This window comes from Arthrobacter sp. C152, assembly GCF_054890965.1.
Genome location: NZ_JBTZSU010000044.1, coordinates 1 through 17,016, shown reverse-complemented (window position 1 = coordinate 17,016; position 17,016 = coordinate 1). Strand labels below are relative to the sequence as shown.

The following is a 17,016-nucleotide window of genomic DNA, read 5'->3' as shown; positions in this document are numbered from 1 at the left end:
GTTGGCCTGCTCCGCGGAGCGCGACTGACCCCTCGCTGCCCCGCCCGTCACCGGGCCCCATCCTTACCGAAAGTTCAGCCATGCAATCAGTCACGCCCCAACAGATCCGCTCATCCTTTATCAACGCCAGCCGCTCCGAGGCCGCCAAGCTCACGCTGCCCAAGGACTTCGATTCCCTCGACTGGGACAGCCTGGAATTCCTTGGCTGGCGGGACGCGAAAATGCCGCTGCGCGGTTACTTGGTGGTCCCCGGACCGAAAGGCCCCACCGGGATTATGCTGCGCGCCCCGGAAGGCGGCGCCAGGAAAAACCGCTCGGTGCTCTGCGAACTGTGCCGGGACGTATTCTCCAAGGACGACGTCCTGCTCTGGGTCGCCAGGCGGGCGGGCCGGTCCGGCCGGGACGGCAACACAGTCGGCACCCTGATCTGCGCCGACTTCCTCTGCTGCGCGAACGTCCGCAAGGAACCCCCGGCCAACGAGATCAACCCGGACCCGGCGGTCGTCGTGAAGCGCCAGATCCAGGGCCTGCAGGACCGGGCGGACCAGTTCCTGGCCCGCGTCCGCGGCACCTAAAGGCGCAGGAGGAGGCCCCTGTCACGGTGGTGAAGGGGCCTCCCCGATCTTCCGTCAACGGTAGGAGAAGCTCATCAGCAGCGCCTTCAGCGCTTGGCCGTCGCTGCCCCAGTACCAGGCTTTAGCCTCCTGGTCGCCGGCGAACGGCTCACCGGTGAACAGCACATCGGCGGTCAGCATGCGGTGGCCGAGCATGATGAGGCCGTACTGCACCTTCCCCTCCGGCGAGACGGGAAGCCCCGGCGTCAGCCCCAGGCGGTACTGGACAGTGCCGGCTACGTGGTCGGCATAGAACGATGCATGGGGCGTGGGGACGGACTGGTCCACCAGCCCGGGCACGGGGTCGGCGTCAAGGACGAACCTGGTGGCGGGGCCGCCCGTGGCGTCCCCCACCTCGCTGTAGTAGATAGTGACGCGCGCGGTGCCGGCGGCATCCCGGACGGTCGCCGTTTCCACTGCGGGTGACGCCAAAATCTGCTCATGCTCGATGCGCCAGCCGGCCGGGTGGGTAAAGGACAGCCTGCCGTCCGGGAACGTATAGGTCGCCGCACCGGCCGAAGCCGGCACCGCTGTCGGGGTGGCCGCCGGAACGATGGACGGAGCTGCGGCTGGTGCGCACCCCGCCAGGGGCAGGACGGCAGCAGCGGCCGCGGCAAGGAAGGCAACTGCGGGCTGTGGTGGGCGCATGGGACTGCCTTTCAAGAGGACGCCATCGTTCTCTCGGGGAACAGTGCGGACCCAGCAAACCGCAGTACCTGGGGGATTGTGTCAGGCGAGGTGGATTGGTACGGCCCAGATTGGCACAGCAAAAATGCCGTCCACCAGAGCCGGGCCGATAAATCCACCCATTTGTTATATGGACTTGGCTTTCAGCTTTTCAGCGCAGGACGATGTCCACCGGGTTCGCCTCGGAGCGCCAGGCACCCTCCTCGCCCGGGCGGGGGCGGATCACCGGCGCCGTGAGCACACCGGAGCGGTTGGTGCGGCGGTCCCGGAGGATTTCGGTGACGGAGCCGAGGTGCCGCGACAGGTCGATCACGTTCTCCGGTGCGGCCAGCAGCAGCTGGAACCCGAATTCGTGCAGCGCCTTGATGCCTGCCCCGGCGAACTCCTCGGAGGCGAGCACGAAGGCCTCGTCCATCATCACCGTGCCGTAGGTGGTGAATCCCTGCTCGGCGATGCCCAGCTGGTAGCTGAGGGCGGCGGCCATGATGAACGCGGTGAACCTCTGCCGCTCCCCGCCGGACATGGACCCGGTGTCGGCGTGCATGAACACCTCGGTCTTCTTGGCGCCGCGGGGACCTGTGACGTCCCGGTGTTCCTTGCACTGGATGAAGAGGTGCCCGCGGACGTCGAGCACCTCGGCCCGCCAGCGCCGGTCCTCCGGCGCCTGCGATCCGAGCCGCTTGACCAGGGTTTCCAGCGACTTGTAGCGCGCGGTGAGCTCGGCGTCGTCGTCCCTCGCCGGGCCGTCCCCCTTGGCGGCGCTGGCCGCGTCTGGCTTGGCCGGCCGGGTGTGCCGGGCCTTCAGGGCGTTCTGGATGGCGTCCTTGAACTGCTTCGCGGTGGGCGGCAGCGTCTGCTTGATGTCCAGCTCCAGGTAGCTTCCCTCGTGGAAGTTGACCTGGGAGAGGATGCCGTTCAGGGGCAGGATGCGGCTGGTGATGGAGCGGCGTTCCTCGTCGAGCAGGTGCAACAGGGTGCTGAACGATTCATGCGTGCGCTGGTTGAAGAACTGCCGGAATTCGGCTTCCTGGGCGGGCAGGCCGTCGTTCACGATCGCGTGGTAGCGGGCTTCGAACTCGCTGGCCGCACCGATGCTGGTGCCATGGTCGGCGGAGATGGCGCTGCCCCACTCCCGCACGAACCCCTCGAAGATGCGGGTGAGCCGCTCGGCGGTTGCCTGGCCGCGTGATTCGGCGGCGTGCAGTTCCGCCATCAGCGCGGTCCGGACCCGGTTGGCCAGGTTGTCCAGCTCGTGCATCTCGGTCACGTCGCCGAACTCCGCGAAGTAGGGCTCCAGCGCAGAGACGGTGGCGTCCGACGGCGGCGCCTGGGTGAGGCGTTCACGTGCGGCGTCGAGGAGGGAATCGGCGGAGGTCAGCTGCCGGTCCAGTGCCTTGTATTCGCTTTGCAGGACCGCGGCGGACTCGGTGCTGGACTGGTGCTTTTGCCGGGCCTCCTCGATGGTGGCGCGGAGCGGTTCCAGGTCCGCCTGTGCGGCGAGGGCGTCCTTGAGCCGCTGCTCAATCCGCGACAGCTCATCCTCCGCGACGGCCGCGGACACCTGTTCCCAGGGACGGTCGTCTTCGGCGATGCGCTGCAGGGCGTCGAGCTGGCGGCTCATGCCCTGGTGGGAGTCCTCGCGGCTCTGCGCCAGCTCGGCGGCCTTGGCCAGTTCCTGCCGGAGATCCTCGACCTGCCCGGCCACGAGCTCCAGCTTGGCGGCGTTGTCGAAGCCCAGGACGTAATCCTGCCGGCTGGTGAAGCGGTCGTCCTTCTCCACGGTGTGGCGGTTGCGCTTGACCACGCCGCCCAGGCTCAGGCCCTTGTCCAGTGCCGCGAGCTCATCCGGGTCCTCGACGCACGGATAGGCGAAGTCGAGCGCGATCCTCTCCCGCACCCATTCGCCGGCCTCAGCAGCCGCGGCGGAGGCGAGGATGTCCAGCTTGGTGAGCAGGTCGCCGTCGCGCACGTCCTCGACGGCGAGCGCACCGCCGGCGAGCGGCTTGGAAACATCCACCGCCCGCAGCGCGCCGCGGACGGTGTGGCCGTTGAGGTAGCGGGTGACGGCGCCGAAGTGCTCGCCCGGGACCAGCAAGGTGGTGGCCAGGTTCCGCAGCGCGCGCTCAGCCGCCGGACGCCACTGCTCCTGCCCTTCGGCGAGGTCCATAAGTTCGCCGGCGAACGGCATGCGGTCCTCGGGGATGCCGGTTGCGGCAGCGATGGCGGCCCGGTTTTCAATGCTCGACGGCGGCAGCAGGGATTTGCGCGTCTTCAGCGACACGAGTTCCTGCTCGGCGGCGGCCAGCTCGCGTTTGCGGGTGGCGTGGGCGTCGAACGCCTCGAACCTCAGCTCCTGCAGGGCCTGCGAATCGTCCTTCAGCTCAGCCGACCGGGCGGCCGCCTGCTCGTGGGCCTGCTCCCAGCCGGCGGCGCTCCACTCAAGCTGCAGCCCGGCGTCGGCCAATGCCTGCTGTGCCGCCTCCTCCACCTGCCGGCGGAGCTTGAGGCCCACGCGCGCGTTCTCCAGCGACTGCTCGATCGCGGAGATCGCGTTGCCGCCCTGGTTGTTGTAGTCGGTTTCGAGCTGACGCAATTCCTTGGCCAGGTTGTCACGAACCGCACGCTCGGCGCCGAGCTCCTTTGCCTTCGCCTGCGCCAGCTCCTTGAACCTGGCCAGCGTCTTCTGGTGGACGGTGACGGCGAGCTTCTGCTTGTACGCCTCGAATTCCTCGCCCACCAGTTCCCGCAGCCGGTTTGCGTCCAGCAGCGACTGGGCGTATTCCCGGTTCAGGCCGGGAACCGGGGCAAGCTGGTCGCGCTGCTGCCGGACATCCTCCAGACGCTGCCGGATGGACATCAGGTTGCTGAACTCCTCCACTACGTCATCGGCAGCGGCGAGCGTCGCCGGGGCATCCAGCACCTGGTCACGGAAAAAGGTGTTGACGCTGCCGCCGAGGCCCTTTCCCGCCTGGATCACGCGCAGCAGGGGCAGCGCCTGGTCCGAACTGATCCCCAGCAGGCGCCTGAAACGCTCGGCGAAGGCCTTGTGGACGTCGAACACCTGGGCATGCGGGAAGATCGTTTCCAACGCACCCTTGGTGAAGCGCTTGTCCGCGATCCCCTCGACCGCCTCCAGGTCCAGGGGCACGTTGTCGATCAGGTAGAACCGGCCAACGCTGGACTCGGTGCCGTTCTTGGGCAGGTCGAACAGCGCCGAGACCGTCACCCGGGTGCCGGCGGCATTGTCGAACGTGAGCGCGACGGCGGACCAGGTGGCCCCGGGTCGCTGGAAGGCACTGGCCGAGCCCTCGCCCACGGCCTTGTCCCCCACCTTCCCGCGCATGTAGGTAAACGTGGTCCGCTTGTCCTCCACGGCCCCCGAACGCTGGGCGGCGGCCTCGTTGGACCGCGGCCGCGCATCGAACACCCGCAGCATCGCGTCGAACAGGGTGGACTTTCCCACGCCCGAGTTGCCCGTCAGCAGCGTCCCGTTGCGGTCCACGTGCATGGTGTGCGCCCCGTGGAACGTTCCCCAGTTGACCACCTGCACGAGCGCGAGCCGCATCTGGCCCGGGTTGGTCACGTCCCCCAACGGCAGCATGCTCGCGATCGTCACTTGGTGTCCTCTTCCTTGGTCGGGGCGGCAGCACCGTCGTCGTCGTTCTCGTCCTCACCTTGAGCGTCGAGGTCGATCAGAGGCTCCGTTCCCGACTGGTCCGCGGATGCGGCGACCAGGGCCTCGATATGGGCCGGGATGTCGCCGATGTTTTCGAACGGGAGGGCCAGGGGCAGGGCGTTGGAGATCGTGTAGACGTCGTCCAGGCCCGTGGGGAGCAGGAGTTGGCGCGCCAGGAGCTTGGTGATGGCGCGGGTCACCACGTCGGCGTCGCGGAGGGCGTCCTGTTGTCCGGCGGGCTGGTAGTGCGCCACCAGCTCGGTGATCTCCTCACGGGTGATGGTGGGATCGGTCTGGGCCGTGACATGCCGGTCCAGGAGGAGCCGGAGCCGGAGCAGCACAATGGTCTCCACCCGGCTGAGGGCCCGCTGCTGCCGGAGGATGCTGGACCGCGCACCCCCGCCGATGACGTCCGGGTCCACGGGGCGCAGGACGGCGATCTTCCGCTCGTGGTCCAGCTGCAGGGTGAGGAACAGTTCCGACAGGCGGCTGCGCAGGATCACCTGGTTGTCCAGCAGGACGGTCCAGAGCTTCTCGTCCCGGCCGCCGTCCACGTACGGGCCCTTGAGGAGCTTCACCAGCGCCTGCCGGACCTTCATGGGCACCACGCCGGTGTCCCCCGGGAACAGCGCGGCGCCGTCGACGAAGGTGTCGCGCGGCGAGACTGCCCCCGTGGTGGGGCTTGTCGAAATCGGGGGTTCGGCAGCCTCAACCACCGGCTCGTCCACCGGCGTCGTGATTTCCTCAGTCATCTGAATCCTTTGCGAGCGTGACCACGGGCAGGTAGGCCCTGCGGACGGAGCCGTCTATCTGTTCGAAGTCCAGGCCCTCGACATCGCTGCGGTTGAAGCCGGCCCCGGCATGCAGGGCCTCCGACAGGAGGGCGCGGATGGTGTTGATGTGCTGGTCTTCCGGCGGCACCTGCCGCCAGGCGTCCGCGAGCGTGGCGGCACCGGCCAGGGCTGCTCGGACCACCTCCGGCCTCGCCTTGCCTGTCCTCGGCGAGCGCACGCGGTCGGAGTCGGTGAAGGCGATGGGGTCGGCCAGGCGGGGCGGCGCCGCGAACTCGTCGGGGTCGAAGAGCTTCACCATGGACAGCGACTCGAACCCCGCGTTGAACAGCACAGGGCCGGGGACCAGCCCGGCGCGTTCGCGCTCGTACGGCAGGGACCGGATGGCCTGCTCCGCTTCCCGCAGGACCTGCCGCAGCCGGACGGACTGGCGGAAGTCGTCGCTCTGGACGTAGGTATTCAGGCTTTCGCTGAGCTTGCCGTAGATGCGCTGGATCTGGCTGTGCTGCTGGCGGAGCTCGGCCACCAGGTTCTTCAGGGTTTCGCGGTCCTCCGGCGAAAGATCGTCGGCGAACTGCCGGCTCAGGACTTCCCCGATGGCGGACCGGAACCTCAGCTGCTGCTGCGGGTCCTCCAGGAAGGCCGTGAACGAGCGGAAGGTCCTGCCTTCGGGGCTCTGGCGGAGCCGCTTATCCGCTTCCAGCACCTGGGCCATGGTGGCGCCCTTGGTCAGCGACTCTTCGATGATCTGGTTGCGGAGGCCGCCCACCAGTTCCTCGATCCGGTCACGCATCTTCTTGTAGTCGGCGGGCAGGCTGGCGGCGAGGTCCAGGATGTTCCCGGCGGCCTCGACAGCCTCGTCATCGTCCAGCAGGCCGTCGAATTCGCCGCTGCTGATGTCCTGGATAAGCTGCTGCCGCTCTTCGATCTCTTCCTCGAGGGCTTCGAGGCGGGCGCTCTGGTCCGGGTTGGTTTCGTTGGCGAGCTTCTCCACGTCGCCCAGGAGCGTGCCCAGCCGGGAGCCGTTCAGGGTGGAGCGTTCGCTTGACAGGCTGTCCAGGAACGCCAGCACGCGGGCGGCCGGTTCGGTGACCTCATACACGATCTGGCCCGACTGGTTCCGGCGGGTCAGGAACTGGCGGCGGGTCCACTCGTCGCCGAAGGACTTTCCGTTCGCCCCTCCTCCCAGCCCCGGGTCCTGGCGGCGCAGCTCCTCAAGGAAGGAGTCGACGTCGGCGTGGAACTCCTCCAGCGGCAGCTGCGGCCGGGTGCGGGTAAAGGATGCCTGCAGCACGGCAATCACCCAGGGTGCCGAACGCGTCAGGGCCCACGCGGGCCCCTTGGTGAGGAGTTCGAGGTCCCGGAGCCGGGCGCTGATGGCGTCAGCAGATGACCTGGCTGAGCGGGGCACACACTCTCCTTGGGCTTGTGGGCAGACTGCAAAGGGGTGGCGGCAGGAAACTGCCAACTACAAGGTTAACGCAGCCGCCGCTACCACCCCGTGACCTACCACGCGGTAGTATCTCGATCCCGTATCAACCGGCGCGCCCGCGCGTGGCAGCTATGGCTGGCCGCGGGAGTGTCCCCCTACGCTTCTGCTACCGATCTTCACCACAGCAGTTATTCGCCACCGCAATGTCGCAGGGGGATTCATGCAGTTTGATCTAAGCGCAGTGGAAACAGCCACGCTGGTCTTTATCGGGACGCTGGCCATCGCAGCCGTCCTGGCCGCTTTCGTCCTCATGGCGGGGCTGGTGGCCCTGGTCCTGCTGGGTGTGGGAAAGCTGACGTGGATGGCTGTGGTCAACACCCTCCTGGCGGTGGTCCACGGGATCAATGCCGGCTGGGACCGGCTGGTCCACGGCGCCGCCGCCGTCGATCTGTCCGGCGAATTCCAAGGCCAAACGTCCCCTAGTACGGGAACCTACCCGCGGGTAATCTTGAGGGACAGCTGAAGGGTTCTCCAACCCGGCGGATCCATGGCTACACCGGCCCATCCGGCCTAGGAGATAACCCATGAGCTCCGCCACTGACAGCCCGGCCAAAGACGCCCCGGCTGAGGAAATCCCCGTCCCTGCCGGCAAGATCGGCGCCGGAGCCACCGCGGAGGACGCCCGCGCGGTGACGGAGGCCGCGCGTGCCTCCGGCTGGGAACGCCCAAGCTTCGCCAAGGGCCTGTACCTCGGCAGCTTCGACCTTGGCCTGGTCCACCCGTGGCCCGCGCCGGAGCCTGCGGACGTGGAGCGGGGTGAGGCGTTCATGGCGCGGCTCACCGACTATGCCCGCACCATGGACGGCCGCGTCATTGAGCGTGCGGCGAAGATTCCGGACGAGTACATCAGGGGCCTCTCGGACCTGGGCGTCTTCGGCATGAAGATCCCCGAGGAATACGGCGGCCTGGGTTTGTCCCTGGTGTACTACGGGCGCGCCCTGGCATTGCTCGGCAGCGTCCACCCCAGCCTCGGTGCGCTCATCTCCGCCCACCAGTCCATCGGCGTCCCCGAGCCGGTCAAGGTCTTCGGCACCCCGGCGCAGAAGCGCGAGTACCTCCCCCGCTGCGCCGCCGGGGCCATCACCGCGTTCCTCCTCACCGAACCGGACGTGGGCAGCGACCCCGCCCGGATGGGCAGCACGGCAACACCAACGGACGACGGCGACGCTTACCTTCTGGACGGCGTGAAGCTTTGGACCACCAACGGGGTGATCGCGGAACTGGTGGTGGTGATGGCCTTGGTCCCCGCCCACACCGACGCCGATGGAACCAAACACAAGGGCGGCATCAGCGCCTTCGTGGTGGAGATGGATTCCCCGGGCATCACGGTGGAGAACCGGAATGCCTTCATGGGTCTGCGGGGGATCGAAAACGGCGTGACCCGCTTCCACCAGGTGCGGGTCCCGGCCGCGAACCGGCTGGGCCGCGAAGGGCAGGGCCTCAAGATCGCCTTCACCACCCTTAACACAGGCCGCTTGGCCCTGCCTGCCCTTTGCGTCGCCTCCGGCCGCTGGAGCCTGAAGATCGCCCGCGAATGGTCCAACGCGCGGACCCAATGGGGCCGGCCGGTGGGCGAACACGAGGCCGTCGGAAAGAAGATCGCCTTCATCGCGGCTTCGACGTTTGCTTTGGATGCTGTTTTCGAACTCTCGGCTGAACTCGCCGATGCGGGACAGAAGGACGTCCGGATCGAAGCTGCACTGGCGAAGCTCTGGGCCACAGAGATCAGCTGCCAGATAGCGGACGAGCTGGTGCAGATCCGTGGCGGACGCGGCTTCGAGACGGCCGAATCGCTGGCGGCGCGCGGGGAGCGGGCGGTGCCGGCCGAGCAGCAGCTGCGGGACCTGCGGATCAACAGGATTTTCGAGGGGTCCTCGGAGATCATGAAGCTCTTCATCGCCCGGGAAGCCGTTGATGCGCACCTTGCCGCCGCGGGTGCCCTCGCGTCCCTCGATGCCAGCCTGGCAGACAAAGCGAAGGCCGCCGTCGGAGCGTCCGGCTTTTACGCCAAGTGGCTGCCCAAGCTGGTGGCAGGCGCGGGAATGGACCCGCGCTCGTACAACGAATTCGGCCGCCTCGCCAGGCACCTGCGGTTCGTGGAACGCTCATCCCGCCGGCTGGCGCGGCAGACCTTCTACGGCATGGGCAGGTGGCAGGCGAAACTGGAGCGGAAGCAGGCGTTCCTGGGCCGGGTGGTGGACATCGGTGCCGAGCTTTTCGCCATGACGGCCTGCTGCGTCCGGGCGGAGATGCTCCTGAACACGGCGCCGGAAAGGGGTGCCAGCGCGTATGAGCTCGCCGACGCCTACTGTGAACAGGCGCGGGTGCGCATTGACGAGTACTTCGACCGGCTGTGGCGGAACACCGACGACGCCGACCATGAACTGACACGCAGGGTCCTCGCCGGGGAATACACCTGGCTGGAGGCGGGCGTCCTGGACCAGTCCGAGGGCACAGGTCCGTGGATCGCCCATGCTTCGCCGGGGGCGTCGAAAAGGCAGGACCTGCACCGGAAATACCGGTAAAACCGCAGGTCACAAAATAGTAAGCACGCTTGCTACCAAGTGGGGCGGGTGGTTGAGTGGTGCCATGAGCAGCTCAACGGATCCAGAGAACCTGCCTCCCCGCCACGCCCGGGAGGACGAAACCACCCGCAGCGGAACAACCCGAAGCGGAAGCTATCGCGAGGCCGCCGCCGATGACGCCGCCACGCGCTCGTTCGACCAGGCCCCCGCCACGTCGAATGACCGCGACTATTACCGCGAACCCGCCGCGGAGCGGGCGTACGAGCCCGCGCCAACGGCTGCCGCACCCGTGGTGGACCCGGCGCTGGCGGACCGGGAAACCGCCGTCGCGCGGCAGAAGGAGCGTTTCGGCGGCATCAAAGCCGGTTCTGCCTTCTTCGGCTGGCTTACCGCCACCGGGATGGCCGTGCTCCTGACGGCCCTGGTGGCGGCGGCCGGAACTGCCGTAGGCCTTGCCAGCAACACGGACGTCAACGCAGCCGTGAACCAGGCGGCCCAGAACAGCGGAACGGTGGGCCTGGTGGGCATCATCGTGCTGCTGGTGATCCTCTTCCTGTCCTATTACTGCGGCGGCTACGTGGCCGGGCGGATGGCGCGGTTCAACGGTGCCAAGCAAGGGCTGATGGTGTGGATCTGGGCGCTCATCGCGGCGATCGTGGTGGCGGTCCTGGGCCTGGTGGCAGGCCAACAGTTCAACGTGCTGGCAAACCTGAACAGCTTCCCGCGCATCCCCATCAACGAAGGCCAGCTCACCACCACCAGCATCATCGCAGCCGTCGTGGTCGCCGCGGTGGCCCTCGTCGGTGCTGTCCTCGGCGGCCTGGCGGGCATGCGGTTCCACCGCAAAGTGGACCGTGCCGGCTTCACGCCGGACAGCGAATACTACGACGACGGGAAGTAGTCAGCCCCGGATGTCGCCGTCCACGTACAGCCAGCGGCCGTTGTCCCGGACGAACCTGCTGTTTTCGTGAAGGGTGCCACGCTCGTTGCCGTGCCGGTAATAGGCCTTGAATTCGACGGTTCCCTCTGTGTCGAAGGGGCCGCCTCCGCTGGTGGACAGGATGTCCAGCCGCCGCCACTCCACCTCCGGGTCCAGCGGCAGGCCGGCGGGGGCCGTTGACGGGTGGTGGGTCCGAAGCAGGTAGGGCTCGTCGAGAAGGGCATACGCGGCGTAGCGGGAGCGCATGAGCTGTTCCGCCGTTGCCGCCTCCGACACGCCGGAGTGGAACCTCCCGCAGCACTCGCGGTATTGCTCACCCGACAGGCACACGCAGTTGTCCTCGCCCTCGATTCTTGTCATACCCGGATGCTGTCATATCCGATAACAGCTTTGCTACAACCCCTATCGGCAGGCCGAGCAGGCGGCACGCCGGAGCAAAAATCCGTATGGTGGAGAAGGAGCTTCGCCCCCGGCCCGATGTGCCGGCCGCGGGCCCAGGCCGCCGGGAGAGAGGAGAGAAGACGTGGAGCAACCGGACACTCTCATCCTCAACCTGACCTTCCTCGGCACTGTGGGCATGGCGCTGATGATGTTTTTCGTCCTCTTCCTGCTGGGCGTCATCACCCTGGTCCTGGCGGGACTGGGCCGGCTCGCCGCCGTCGTGCTGATGGTCCTGTTCGGCAGGCGCACACTGGGCAAGTCACACGGTCCTGTGGGTGGCACCGCGGAGGCCACAGAACCGGCCGGGCGGCGCCGGCCCTTCCGGGAACGCGTGGCGGCGCTGAAGCCGGACAGGATGGCAAAGTCGCTCCGCACCGCCGTCGAACGCCACCCGACCCTTGCCGTTGCCCGCCGCGAGCCGCCCGTCCTCGCGGAGGACTGGGCCTCCGCCGTCGCCGACGCCGATGCCCGCGCCATGGCCAGGGCCCGCGCCGCCGCACCGGAAATCAAACTGTCCGTCCGGGACCTCCCCGACCCTGCGGTACCTGCCGAAAAGGTGGTGGAAGTCGCCCCACTGGTCGAGTCTGCGCTCCACAACGGCCGGCCGCCCCAGGAACTGCCCCGGTCGTTCAAGAAACCACAGCCGCCGCACCCGCTGGCACCGCTCGATACCGGTTCGCTGGTGTCCCTCTCCGCGCCCCAGGCCATCAAGGAACAGGCACAGGAGCGGAACGGCGCAGCGTCCGCGGGCCCAGGGAACGGGACAAAACCCTTACCCTGAGCAACCATCTGGGCTAGCGTGAAAGCCATGGAATTCAGATACCTCGGTAACAGCGGCTTCAAAGTTTCAGAGATCACGTTCGGCAACTGGCTGACGCACGGCTCGCAGGTGGAAAACGACGTTGCCGCCCAGTGCGTCCGCGCGGCCCTCGATGCCGGCATCAGCACGTTCGACACGGCCGACGTCTATGCCAACACGGCAGCGGAAACCGTCCTGGGCCAGGCACTGAAGGACGAGCGCCGGGAGTCCCTGGAAATCTTTACCAAGGTCTTCGGGCCAACCGGCCCCAAGGGCAAGAACGACCTCGGGCTGTCCCGCAAGCACATCATGGAGTCCATCAACGGCTCGCTGCGCCGGCTGCAGACGGACTATGTTGACCTCTACCAGGCCCACCGGTACGACTTCGAAACGCCGCTGGAGGAAACCATGCAGGCGTTCGCGGACATTGTCCGGCAGGGCAAGGCGCTCTACATCGGGGTCAGCGAATGGACCGCAGAACAACTGCGCGAGGGCCACAAGCTGTCCAGGGAACTCGGCTTCCAGCTCATCTCCAACCAGCCGCAGTACTCCATGCTCTGGCGCGTCATCGAAGCCGAGGTGGTCCCGGCGTCCGAGGAACTGGGCCTCTCCCAGATCGTTTGGTCCCCCATGGCCCAGGGCGTCCTCAGCGGCAAATACCTGCCCGGCCAGCCCGCCCCCGAGGGCAGCCGCGCCACCGACGAAAAAGGCGGCGCCAAAATGATCCAGCGCTGGATGCGCGACGACGTCCTGGCCGGCGTGCAGGAACTGAAACCCATCGCCGCCGAGGCCGGACTGTCCATGCCGCAGCTGGCGGTCGCCTGGGTGCTGCAGAACCCCAATGTGGCGTCCGCCATCATCGGCGCGTCCCGGCCGGAGCAGATCGCGGACAGCGTGGGCGCGGCGGGCGTGAAGCTGGAAGCAGAGGTCCTGAAGAAGATCGACGACGCCATCGGATCGCTGGCGGAGCGCGACCCCGCGCAGACCAAGTCGCCCGCAACCCGGGAAGCCTAAGTGGCGCTGCCCGGCCTTGCCGTCACCGGTTCCACCGGCGGGCTGGGCGGAATGGTGGCGCGGCATCTCGCCGCGTCGGGTTCCGCCCAGCGCCTGCTGGTGCGGGACGCCGCCCGCGCCCCGGAACTGGACCAGGCGTCCCCGGTGGTGTGCACCTACGGTGATTCCGCGGCGGCCCGGCTCGCGCTGGAGGGGGCCAGGGTCCTGTTCATGGTGTCGGCGGCGGAAGCCGAGGACCGGCGGCAGCAGCACTATGCCTTCGTGGATGCGGCCGCGGAAGCAGGCGTGGAACACGTGGTGTACACGTCGTTCTACGGTGCGGCACCGGACGCAACCTTCACCCTTGCCAGGGACCACTACGCCACCGAGGAGCGCATCAAGGCCTCCGGCATGGACTTCACGTTCCTTCGGGACAACTTCTACCTCGACTTCCTTCCGCTGCTGGCAGGTGGGGACGGCGTGATCCGCGGCCCTGCCGGGGACGGGATGCTCTCCGCGGTGGCCCGGGAGGACATTGCCCGCTGCGCCCACGCGGTACTGCGCGACCCCGCGGTCCACAAGGGGAAGACGTACAACCTGACCGGGCCCGAGGAACTGACCCTGGCCCAGGCCGCGGAGATCCTCTCCGCGGGGACAGGGCGGTCCATCTCGTACCAGCACGAGACCATCGAGGAAGCCTACGCATCACGCGCATCCTATGGCGCCCCGCAGTGGCAGCTGGATGCGTGGGTCAGCACCTACACGGCGGTCGCCGCGGGCGAGATGGGCGGGCTGTCCCCGGACATGCACGGGCTGACCGGCCAGGATCCCATCGGCCTGGCGGAGTTCCTGACCCGGCCCGTCCTGTAGGGCGGGCGTGTGATGTCGGGGGCCGCTGTTACGCTGGCTTCGTCATCAACCGGCCCGCCGTGGCGGGCATACATATTGGGGGACCATGAAAAACCTTTTCGACCTTTCATTTACCAGGTTCGTGTCGCCGTCGATCGCCAGGATCGTGTACATCCTGATCATGATCGGCCTGGCAGTAACGTACCTTTTCTTCGTCATCGCAGCCTTCGCCTCGCGGCAGCCGGTGATGGGGTTCCTGGTGCTACTGGTCATCGGGCCGCTGTTTGTCCTGATCTACCTGGCCCTGGCGCGGATCGGCCTGGAATCTCTGATCGCCGGGATCCGCACGGCTGAGAACACGGCCGAGCTGGTCCGGCTGCAGGGCGGGCCGTCCGCCGGCGGCCCGAGCTACGCCGGCGCGGCGCCGCAGTACCCGTATGGACAGGCACCGGGAAACCCGGGGTCCTCCCCGTCCGGCTACAACTATCCGCAGGGCTACGAACCGCCCACGGCCCCGCCGGCAGGCTGACAAGCGTCCCGGCGGACTGGCAACGGTTCCGGGAGGCTGCGAGGGTCCCGGCAGGCTGACAAGGGTCGCCAAAGGGCGGAGGCGTTGACGGGTCCGTGGCCACGGCGTAAACCTGTGGCAGGGCACCATCCCAATCCACGGCAATCCCAGTCCACGGAAGCGCAGTCCACAGACCAGAATCGCAGGGCCATGACCTACACCGAACAGCAGCCCCCCGCCCGCGGCCCCGTACCGGCTGCACCGGTAGCACAGGAAGCACCGCAAGCACCCTCAAGCCCCGCCGCCGGTGCCAATCCGGCGGCGGGGCCGGCGGCGGGCGGTATCACGGCTGAGGAACTCCAGCTCTCGGCCCGCAACCATTCCATGCCGCTGGAGGCGCTCCGCCGGGACGTGACGCCGCCGGGCCTCCACTATGTGCTGACCCACTTCGATATTCCGGACATTGACGCGGAGTCATGGCACGTGCGGATCGGCGGAGCAGTGGAGCGCGCTTTGGAATTGAGCATGGCCGCGCTCCGCAGGGACCCGGCCATCACCGTTCCCGTCACACTTGAGTGTGCCGGGAACGGCCGGTCCCTCCTGGAGCCACGGCCGCTGAGCCAGCCCTGGGTCATGGAGGGAGTGGGAACAGCCCACTGGACGGGGGTGCCGCTGGCTTACCTCCTGGGAAAGGCGGGCGTGCTGCCCAACGCGGCCGAGGTCGTCTTCACCGGACATGATGCGGGCGTGCAGGGCGGGGTGGCCCACCAGTACGCGCGGAGCCTGCCGATCCGTGAGGCGCTTCGTCCCGACGTCGTGCTTGCCTACAAAATGAACGGCGCGGAGCTGCCGCCCCAGCATGGATACCCGCTGCGGCTGGTGGTTCCGGGCTGGTACGGGATGGCAAGCGTCAAATGGCTTGAGTCGATCGAGGTGGTCACGGCGCCGTTCACCGGCTACCAGCAGCAGGTCGCCTACCGCTACCAGGATTCCGAGGACGACGCCGGCCGGCCGGTTTCCCGGATCCGCGTGCGTTCGCTGATGGTCCCGCCCGGAGTCCCGGACTTCTTCACCCGGCACCGGGTTCTGCGTCCCGGCCCGGTCCTGCTGCAGGGCAGGGCTTGGTCGGGTGAGGGTGCGGTCACGGGGGTGGAGGTGGGCATCGATGGAACGTGGTTGCCTGCCCAGCTGGACAAACCGGCCGGCGGCTTCGCGTGGCGGCGCTGGACGCTGCCCTGGGTTGCCGAACCCGGGGAGCACGTCATCAGCTGCCGTGCCACGGATATCACCGGCGCCACCCAGCCCCTGGAGCAGAACTGGAACTACCAGGGAATGGGCAACAATGTGGTGCAGCGCGTGAGCGTCACGGTGGAAGACAGCTAGTCACCACATGCTGGCCGGCGCACCGGGGCTATACTCGGTGCCAATCATGACCAGCCTTCCTTCCGCCCCAGCAAGTGTCCGCATCGATGCCTGGCTGTGGTCCATCCGCGCCTACAAAACCCGCTCGGCGGCAACGGCAGCGTGCCGGGCGGGGCATGTGCGCCTCAATGGCAGTCCGTCGAAGGCCTCGGCAACCCTGGTGACGGGTGATACCGTGACCGTCCGCATGCCGGGGTATGAGCGCATCCTCGAGGTGCGGCGGCTCATTGCCAAGCGTGTGGGCGCTGAGGCGGCATCCCACTGCTTCACCGACCATACGCCGCCGCGGCCCCTTGCCCCGGCGCTTGGGCTGCCACAGCGGGACCGGGGCACGGGCCGCCCCACGAAGAAGGACCGCCGCGAGATGGAGCGACTCCGCGGCCAGGCCTGAACGTCCAAGGCGTCAGTCGCACCCCAGGTCGTTGAGTACGACGGCGTGGGCCGGCTTCGTGTCCCGGCTCTCGTTCCACTGGTCTTGCCTGGAGCGTTTTCCACATAGGAACGTTTTCCACATAGGGATATTGGGTGGCTATTACTGTCACACCCTGCTGGAAGACTTGGGTTATGGAAGCGGTTTTGGAACTGGCGGAGACGGAAGTGGCGGCGTTGATTCCCGCCCCGTCTGCTGCTGACGCGCTTCAATCCACGCCTGCTGCGCCTTCCATTAGCGATGTCCTGGCACTGCTGCGTTCCGTTCCGCTTGCTGCTGATGGTCCGGGTTTGATCGACCAGATCCGCGGGCTGGAGGACCTGAAGTGCCTGGCGGGTGCCTGGCAGGCTGAGGCCGCTGTTGCTTTTGACCTGTGGCAGCGCAGGGAGCAAGCCTCTGCCGGGGTGCCGGCTGATGAGCAGGGTGCCGGGGTCGCAGCACAGGTCGCGCTGGCGCGTCGGGAGTCGCCGGCGAAGGGTTCCCGGCTGCTGGGCCTGGCCAAGGCCCTGACCGGGATGCCGCGCACGTTCGCCGCTTTCCGGGCCGGCCGGTTGAATGAGTGGCGGGCCACCCTGGTGGTGAAGGAAACGATCTGCCTGTCTGTTGAGGACCGTGCCGCGGTGGACGAGGAGCTCGCCGCCGACACCGGCACCCTCACCGGCACCTTCGACGGCGCCGGCGACAAAGCGATCATCGCCGCGGTCCGCGCCGCCGCGTATCGGCGGGACCCCGCCTCGGTTGCCAAGCGTGCGTCCCGGGCCGTGGGTGAGCGGTGCGTGAGCCTGCGCCCGGCACCGGACACCATGGCCTACCTGACCGCGCTGCTGCCCGTCGCCGAGGGCGTCGCCG

General features: G+C 67.9%; 15 protein-coding genes and 1 pseudogene. 11 read left to right on the top strand and 5 right to left on the bottom strand.

Translation table 11 applies throughout. The features are described 5' to 3' along the window. Positions 1-80 precede the first annotated feature (80 nt). Entirely contained in the window at positions 81-575 is a 495-nt protein-coding gene (locus ACYSM9_RS19625; RefSeq protein WP_461858627.1) for an FBP domain-containing protein, read from the top strand. Between the two features lie 54 nt (positions 576-629). Here the strand turns inward: ACYSM9_RS19625 and ACYSM9_RS19620 are convergent, their stop codons facing one another. The 4 genes from ACYSM9_RS19620 to ACYSM9_RS19605 form a co-directional block, all read right to left on the bottom strand. Beyond that, positions 630-1,262, bottom strand: coding sequence for a hypothetical protein (locus ACYSM9_RS19620; RefSeq protein WP_461858626.1), 633 nt, complete (start codon positions 1,260-1,262; stop codon positions 630-632). A gap of 190 nt (positions 1,263-1,452) precedes the next feature. Next, entirely contained in the window at positions 1,453-4,917 is a 3,465-nt protein-coding gene (locus tag ACYSM9_RS19615) for an ATP-binding protein (protein ID WP_461858625.1), read from the bottom strand. Next, positions 4,914-5,729, bottom strand: coding sequence for a DUF4194 domain-containing protein (locus ACYSM9_RS19610; protein ID WP_461858624.1), 816 nt, complete (start codon positions 5,727-5,729; stop codon positions 4,914-4,916). Before ACYSM9_RS19610 ends, ACYSM9_RS19615 begins: the two co-directional genes overlap by 4 nt. Next, entirely contained in the window at positions 5,722-7,179 is a 1,458-nt protein-coding gene (locus ACYSM9_RS19605) for a DUF3375 family protein (protein ID WP_461858623.1), read from the bottom strand. Before ACYSM9_RS19605 ends, ACYSM9_RS19610 begins: the two co-directional genes overlap by 8 nt. A gap of 241 nt (positions 7,180-7,420) precedes the next feature. Here ACYSM9_RS19605 and ACYSM9_RS19600 point away from each other — a divergent pair, with 241 nt between their 5' ends. From ACYSM9_RS19600 to ACYSM9_RS19590, 3 genes are all read left to right on the top strand, one after another. Further along, the gene (locus ACYSM9_RS19600; RefSeq protein WP_461858622.1) at positions 7,421-7,723 is read left to right on the top strand and encodes a hypothetical protein; all 303 of its coding nucleotides are present in this window, start codon (positions 7,421-7,423) and stop codon (positions 7,721-7,723) included. Between the two features lie 61 nt (positions 7,724-7,784). Next, the gene (locus ACYSM9_RS19595; protein WP_461858621.1) at positions 7,785-9,785 is read left to right on the top strand and encodes an acyl-CoA dehydrogenase family protein; all 2,001 of its coding nucleotides are present in this window, start codon (positions 7,785-7,787) and stop codon (positions 9,783-9,785) included. Between the two features lie 64 nt (positions 9,786-9,849). Continuing rightward, the gene (locus ACYSM9_RS19590; RefSeq protein ID WP_461858620.1) at positions 9,850-10,686 is read left to right on the top strand and encodes a TIGR04086 family membrane protein; all 837 of its coding nucleotides are present in this window, start codon (positions 9,850-9,852) and stop codon (positions 10,684-10,686) included. Here the strand turns inward: ACYSM9_RS19590 and ACYSM9_RS19585 are convergent, their stop codons facing one another. Beyond that, positions 10,687-11,085, bottom strand: coding sequence for a YchJ family protein (locus ACYSM9_RS19585; RefSeq protein WP_461858619.1), 399 nt, complete (start codon positions 11,083-11,085; stop codon positions 10,687-10,689). A gap of 163 nt (positions 11,086-11,248) precedes the next feature. Here ACYSM9_RS19585 and ACYSM9_RS19580 point away from each other — a divergent pair, with 163 nt between their 5' ends. The 7 genes and pseudogenes from ACYSM9_RS19580 to ACYSM9_RS19550 all read left to right on the top strand — a co-directional run. Then, positions 11,249-11,947: a hypothetical protein gene (locus ACYSM9_RS19580; protein WP_461858618.1), complete on the top strand. Its 699-nt coding sequence runs from the start codon at positions 11,249-11,251 to the stop codon at positions 11,945-11,947. A 27-nt stretch (positions 11,948-11,974) separates the two neighbouring features. Further along, positions 11,975-12,979, top strand: a complete 1,005-nt coding sequence (locus tag ACYSM9_RS19575) for an aldo/keto reductase family protein (protein ID WP_461858617.1) — start codon at positions 11,975-11,977, stop codon at positions 12,977-12,979. After that, positions 12,980-13,828 (top strand): SDR family oxidoreductase, encoded by an 849-nt coding sequence (locus ACYSM9_RS19570; protein WP_461858616.1) that lies wholly within the window; start codon positions 12,980-12,982, stop codon positions 13,826-13,828. A gap of 85 nt (positions 13,829-13,913) precedes the next feature. Next, the gene (locus ACYSM9_RS19565) at positions 13,914-14,336 is read left to right on the top strand and encodes a DUF4282 domain-containing protein (protein WP_461858615.1); all 423 of its coding nucleotides are present in this window, start codon (positions 13,914-13,916) and stop codon (positions 14,334-14,336) included. A 189-nt stretch (positions 14,337-14,525) separates the two neighbouring features. Further along, entirely contained in the window at positions 14,526-15,698 is a 1,173-nt protein-coding gene (locus ACYSM9_RS19560; protein ID WP_461858614.1) for a sulfite oxidase, read from the top strand. A 46-nt stretch (positions 15,699-15,744) separates the two neighbouring features. After that, complete coding sequence (locus ACYSM9_RS19555; RefSeq protein WP_461858613.1) at positions 15,745-16,128, top strand: RNA-binding S4 domain-containing protein; 384 nt, start codon at positions 15,745-15,747, stop codon at positions 16,126-16,128. A 173-nt stretch (positions 16,129-16,301) separates the two neighbouring features. Continuing rightward, a pseudogene (locus ACYSM9_RS19550) lies at positions 16,302-17,016 on the top strand (HNH endonuclease); the annotation flags it as partial.

What these genes read in the sequence shown, in the direction of transcription:
- ACYSM9_RS19625 (WP_461858627.1), top strand. Translation starts at nt 81, where the DNA reads ATGCAATCAGTCACGCCCCAACAGATCCGCTCATCCTTTATCAACGCC.
- ACYSM9_RS19620 (WP_461858626.1), bottom strand. Translation starts at nt 1,262, where the DNA reads ATGCGCCCACCACAGCCCGCAGTTGCCTTCCTTGCCGCGGCCGCTGCT.
- ACYSM9_RS19610 (WP_461858624.1), bottom strand. Translation starts at nt 5,729, where the DNA reads ATGACTGAGGAAATCACGACGCCGGTGGACGAGCCGGTGGTTGAGGCT.
- ACYSM9_RS19600 (WP_461858622.1), top strand. Translation starts at nt 7,421, where the DNA reads ATGCAGTTTGATCTAAGCGCAGTGGAAACAGCCACGCTGGTCTTTATC.
- ACYSM9_RS19595 (WP_461858621.1), top strand. Translation starts at nt 7,785, where the DNA reads ATGAGCTCCGCCACTGACAGCCCGGCCAAAGACGCCCCGGCTGAGGAA.
- ACYSM9_RS19590 (WP_461858620.1), top strand. Translation starts at nt 9,850, where the DNA reads ATGAGCAGCTCAACGGATCCAGAGAACCTGCCTCCCCGCCACGCCCGG.
- ACYSM9_RS19585 (WP_461858619.1), bottom strand. Translation starts at nt 11,085, where the DNA reads ATGACAAGAATCGAGGGCGAGGACAACTGCGTGTGCCTGTCGGGTGAG.
- ACYSM9_RS19575 (WP_461858617.1), top strand. Translation starts at nt 11,975, where the DNA reads ATGGAATTCAGATACCTCGGTAACAGCGGCTTCAAAGTTTCAGAGATC.
- ACYSM9_RS19565 (WP_461858615.1), top strand. Translation starts at nt 13,914, where the DNA reads ATGAAAAACCTTTTCGACCTTTCATTTACCAGGTTCGTGTCGCCGTCG.
- ACYSM9_RS19560 (WP_461858614.1), top strand. Translation starts at nt 14,526, where the DNA reads ATGACCTACACCGAACAGCAGCCCCCCGCCCGCGGCCCCGTACCGGCT.
- ACYSM9_RS19555 (WP_461858613.1), top strand. Translation starts at nt 15,745, where the DNA reads ATGACCAGCCTTCCTTCCGCCCCAGCAAGTGTCCGCATCGATGCCTGG.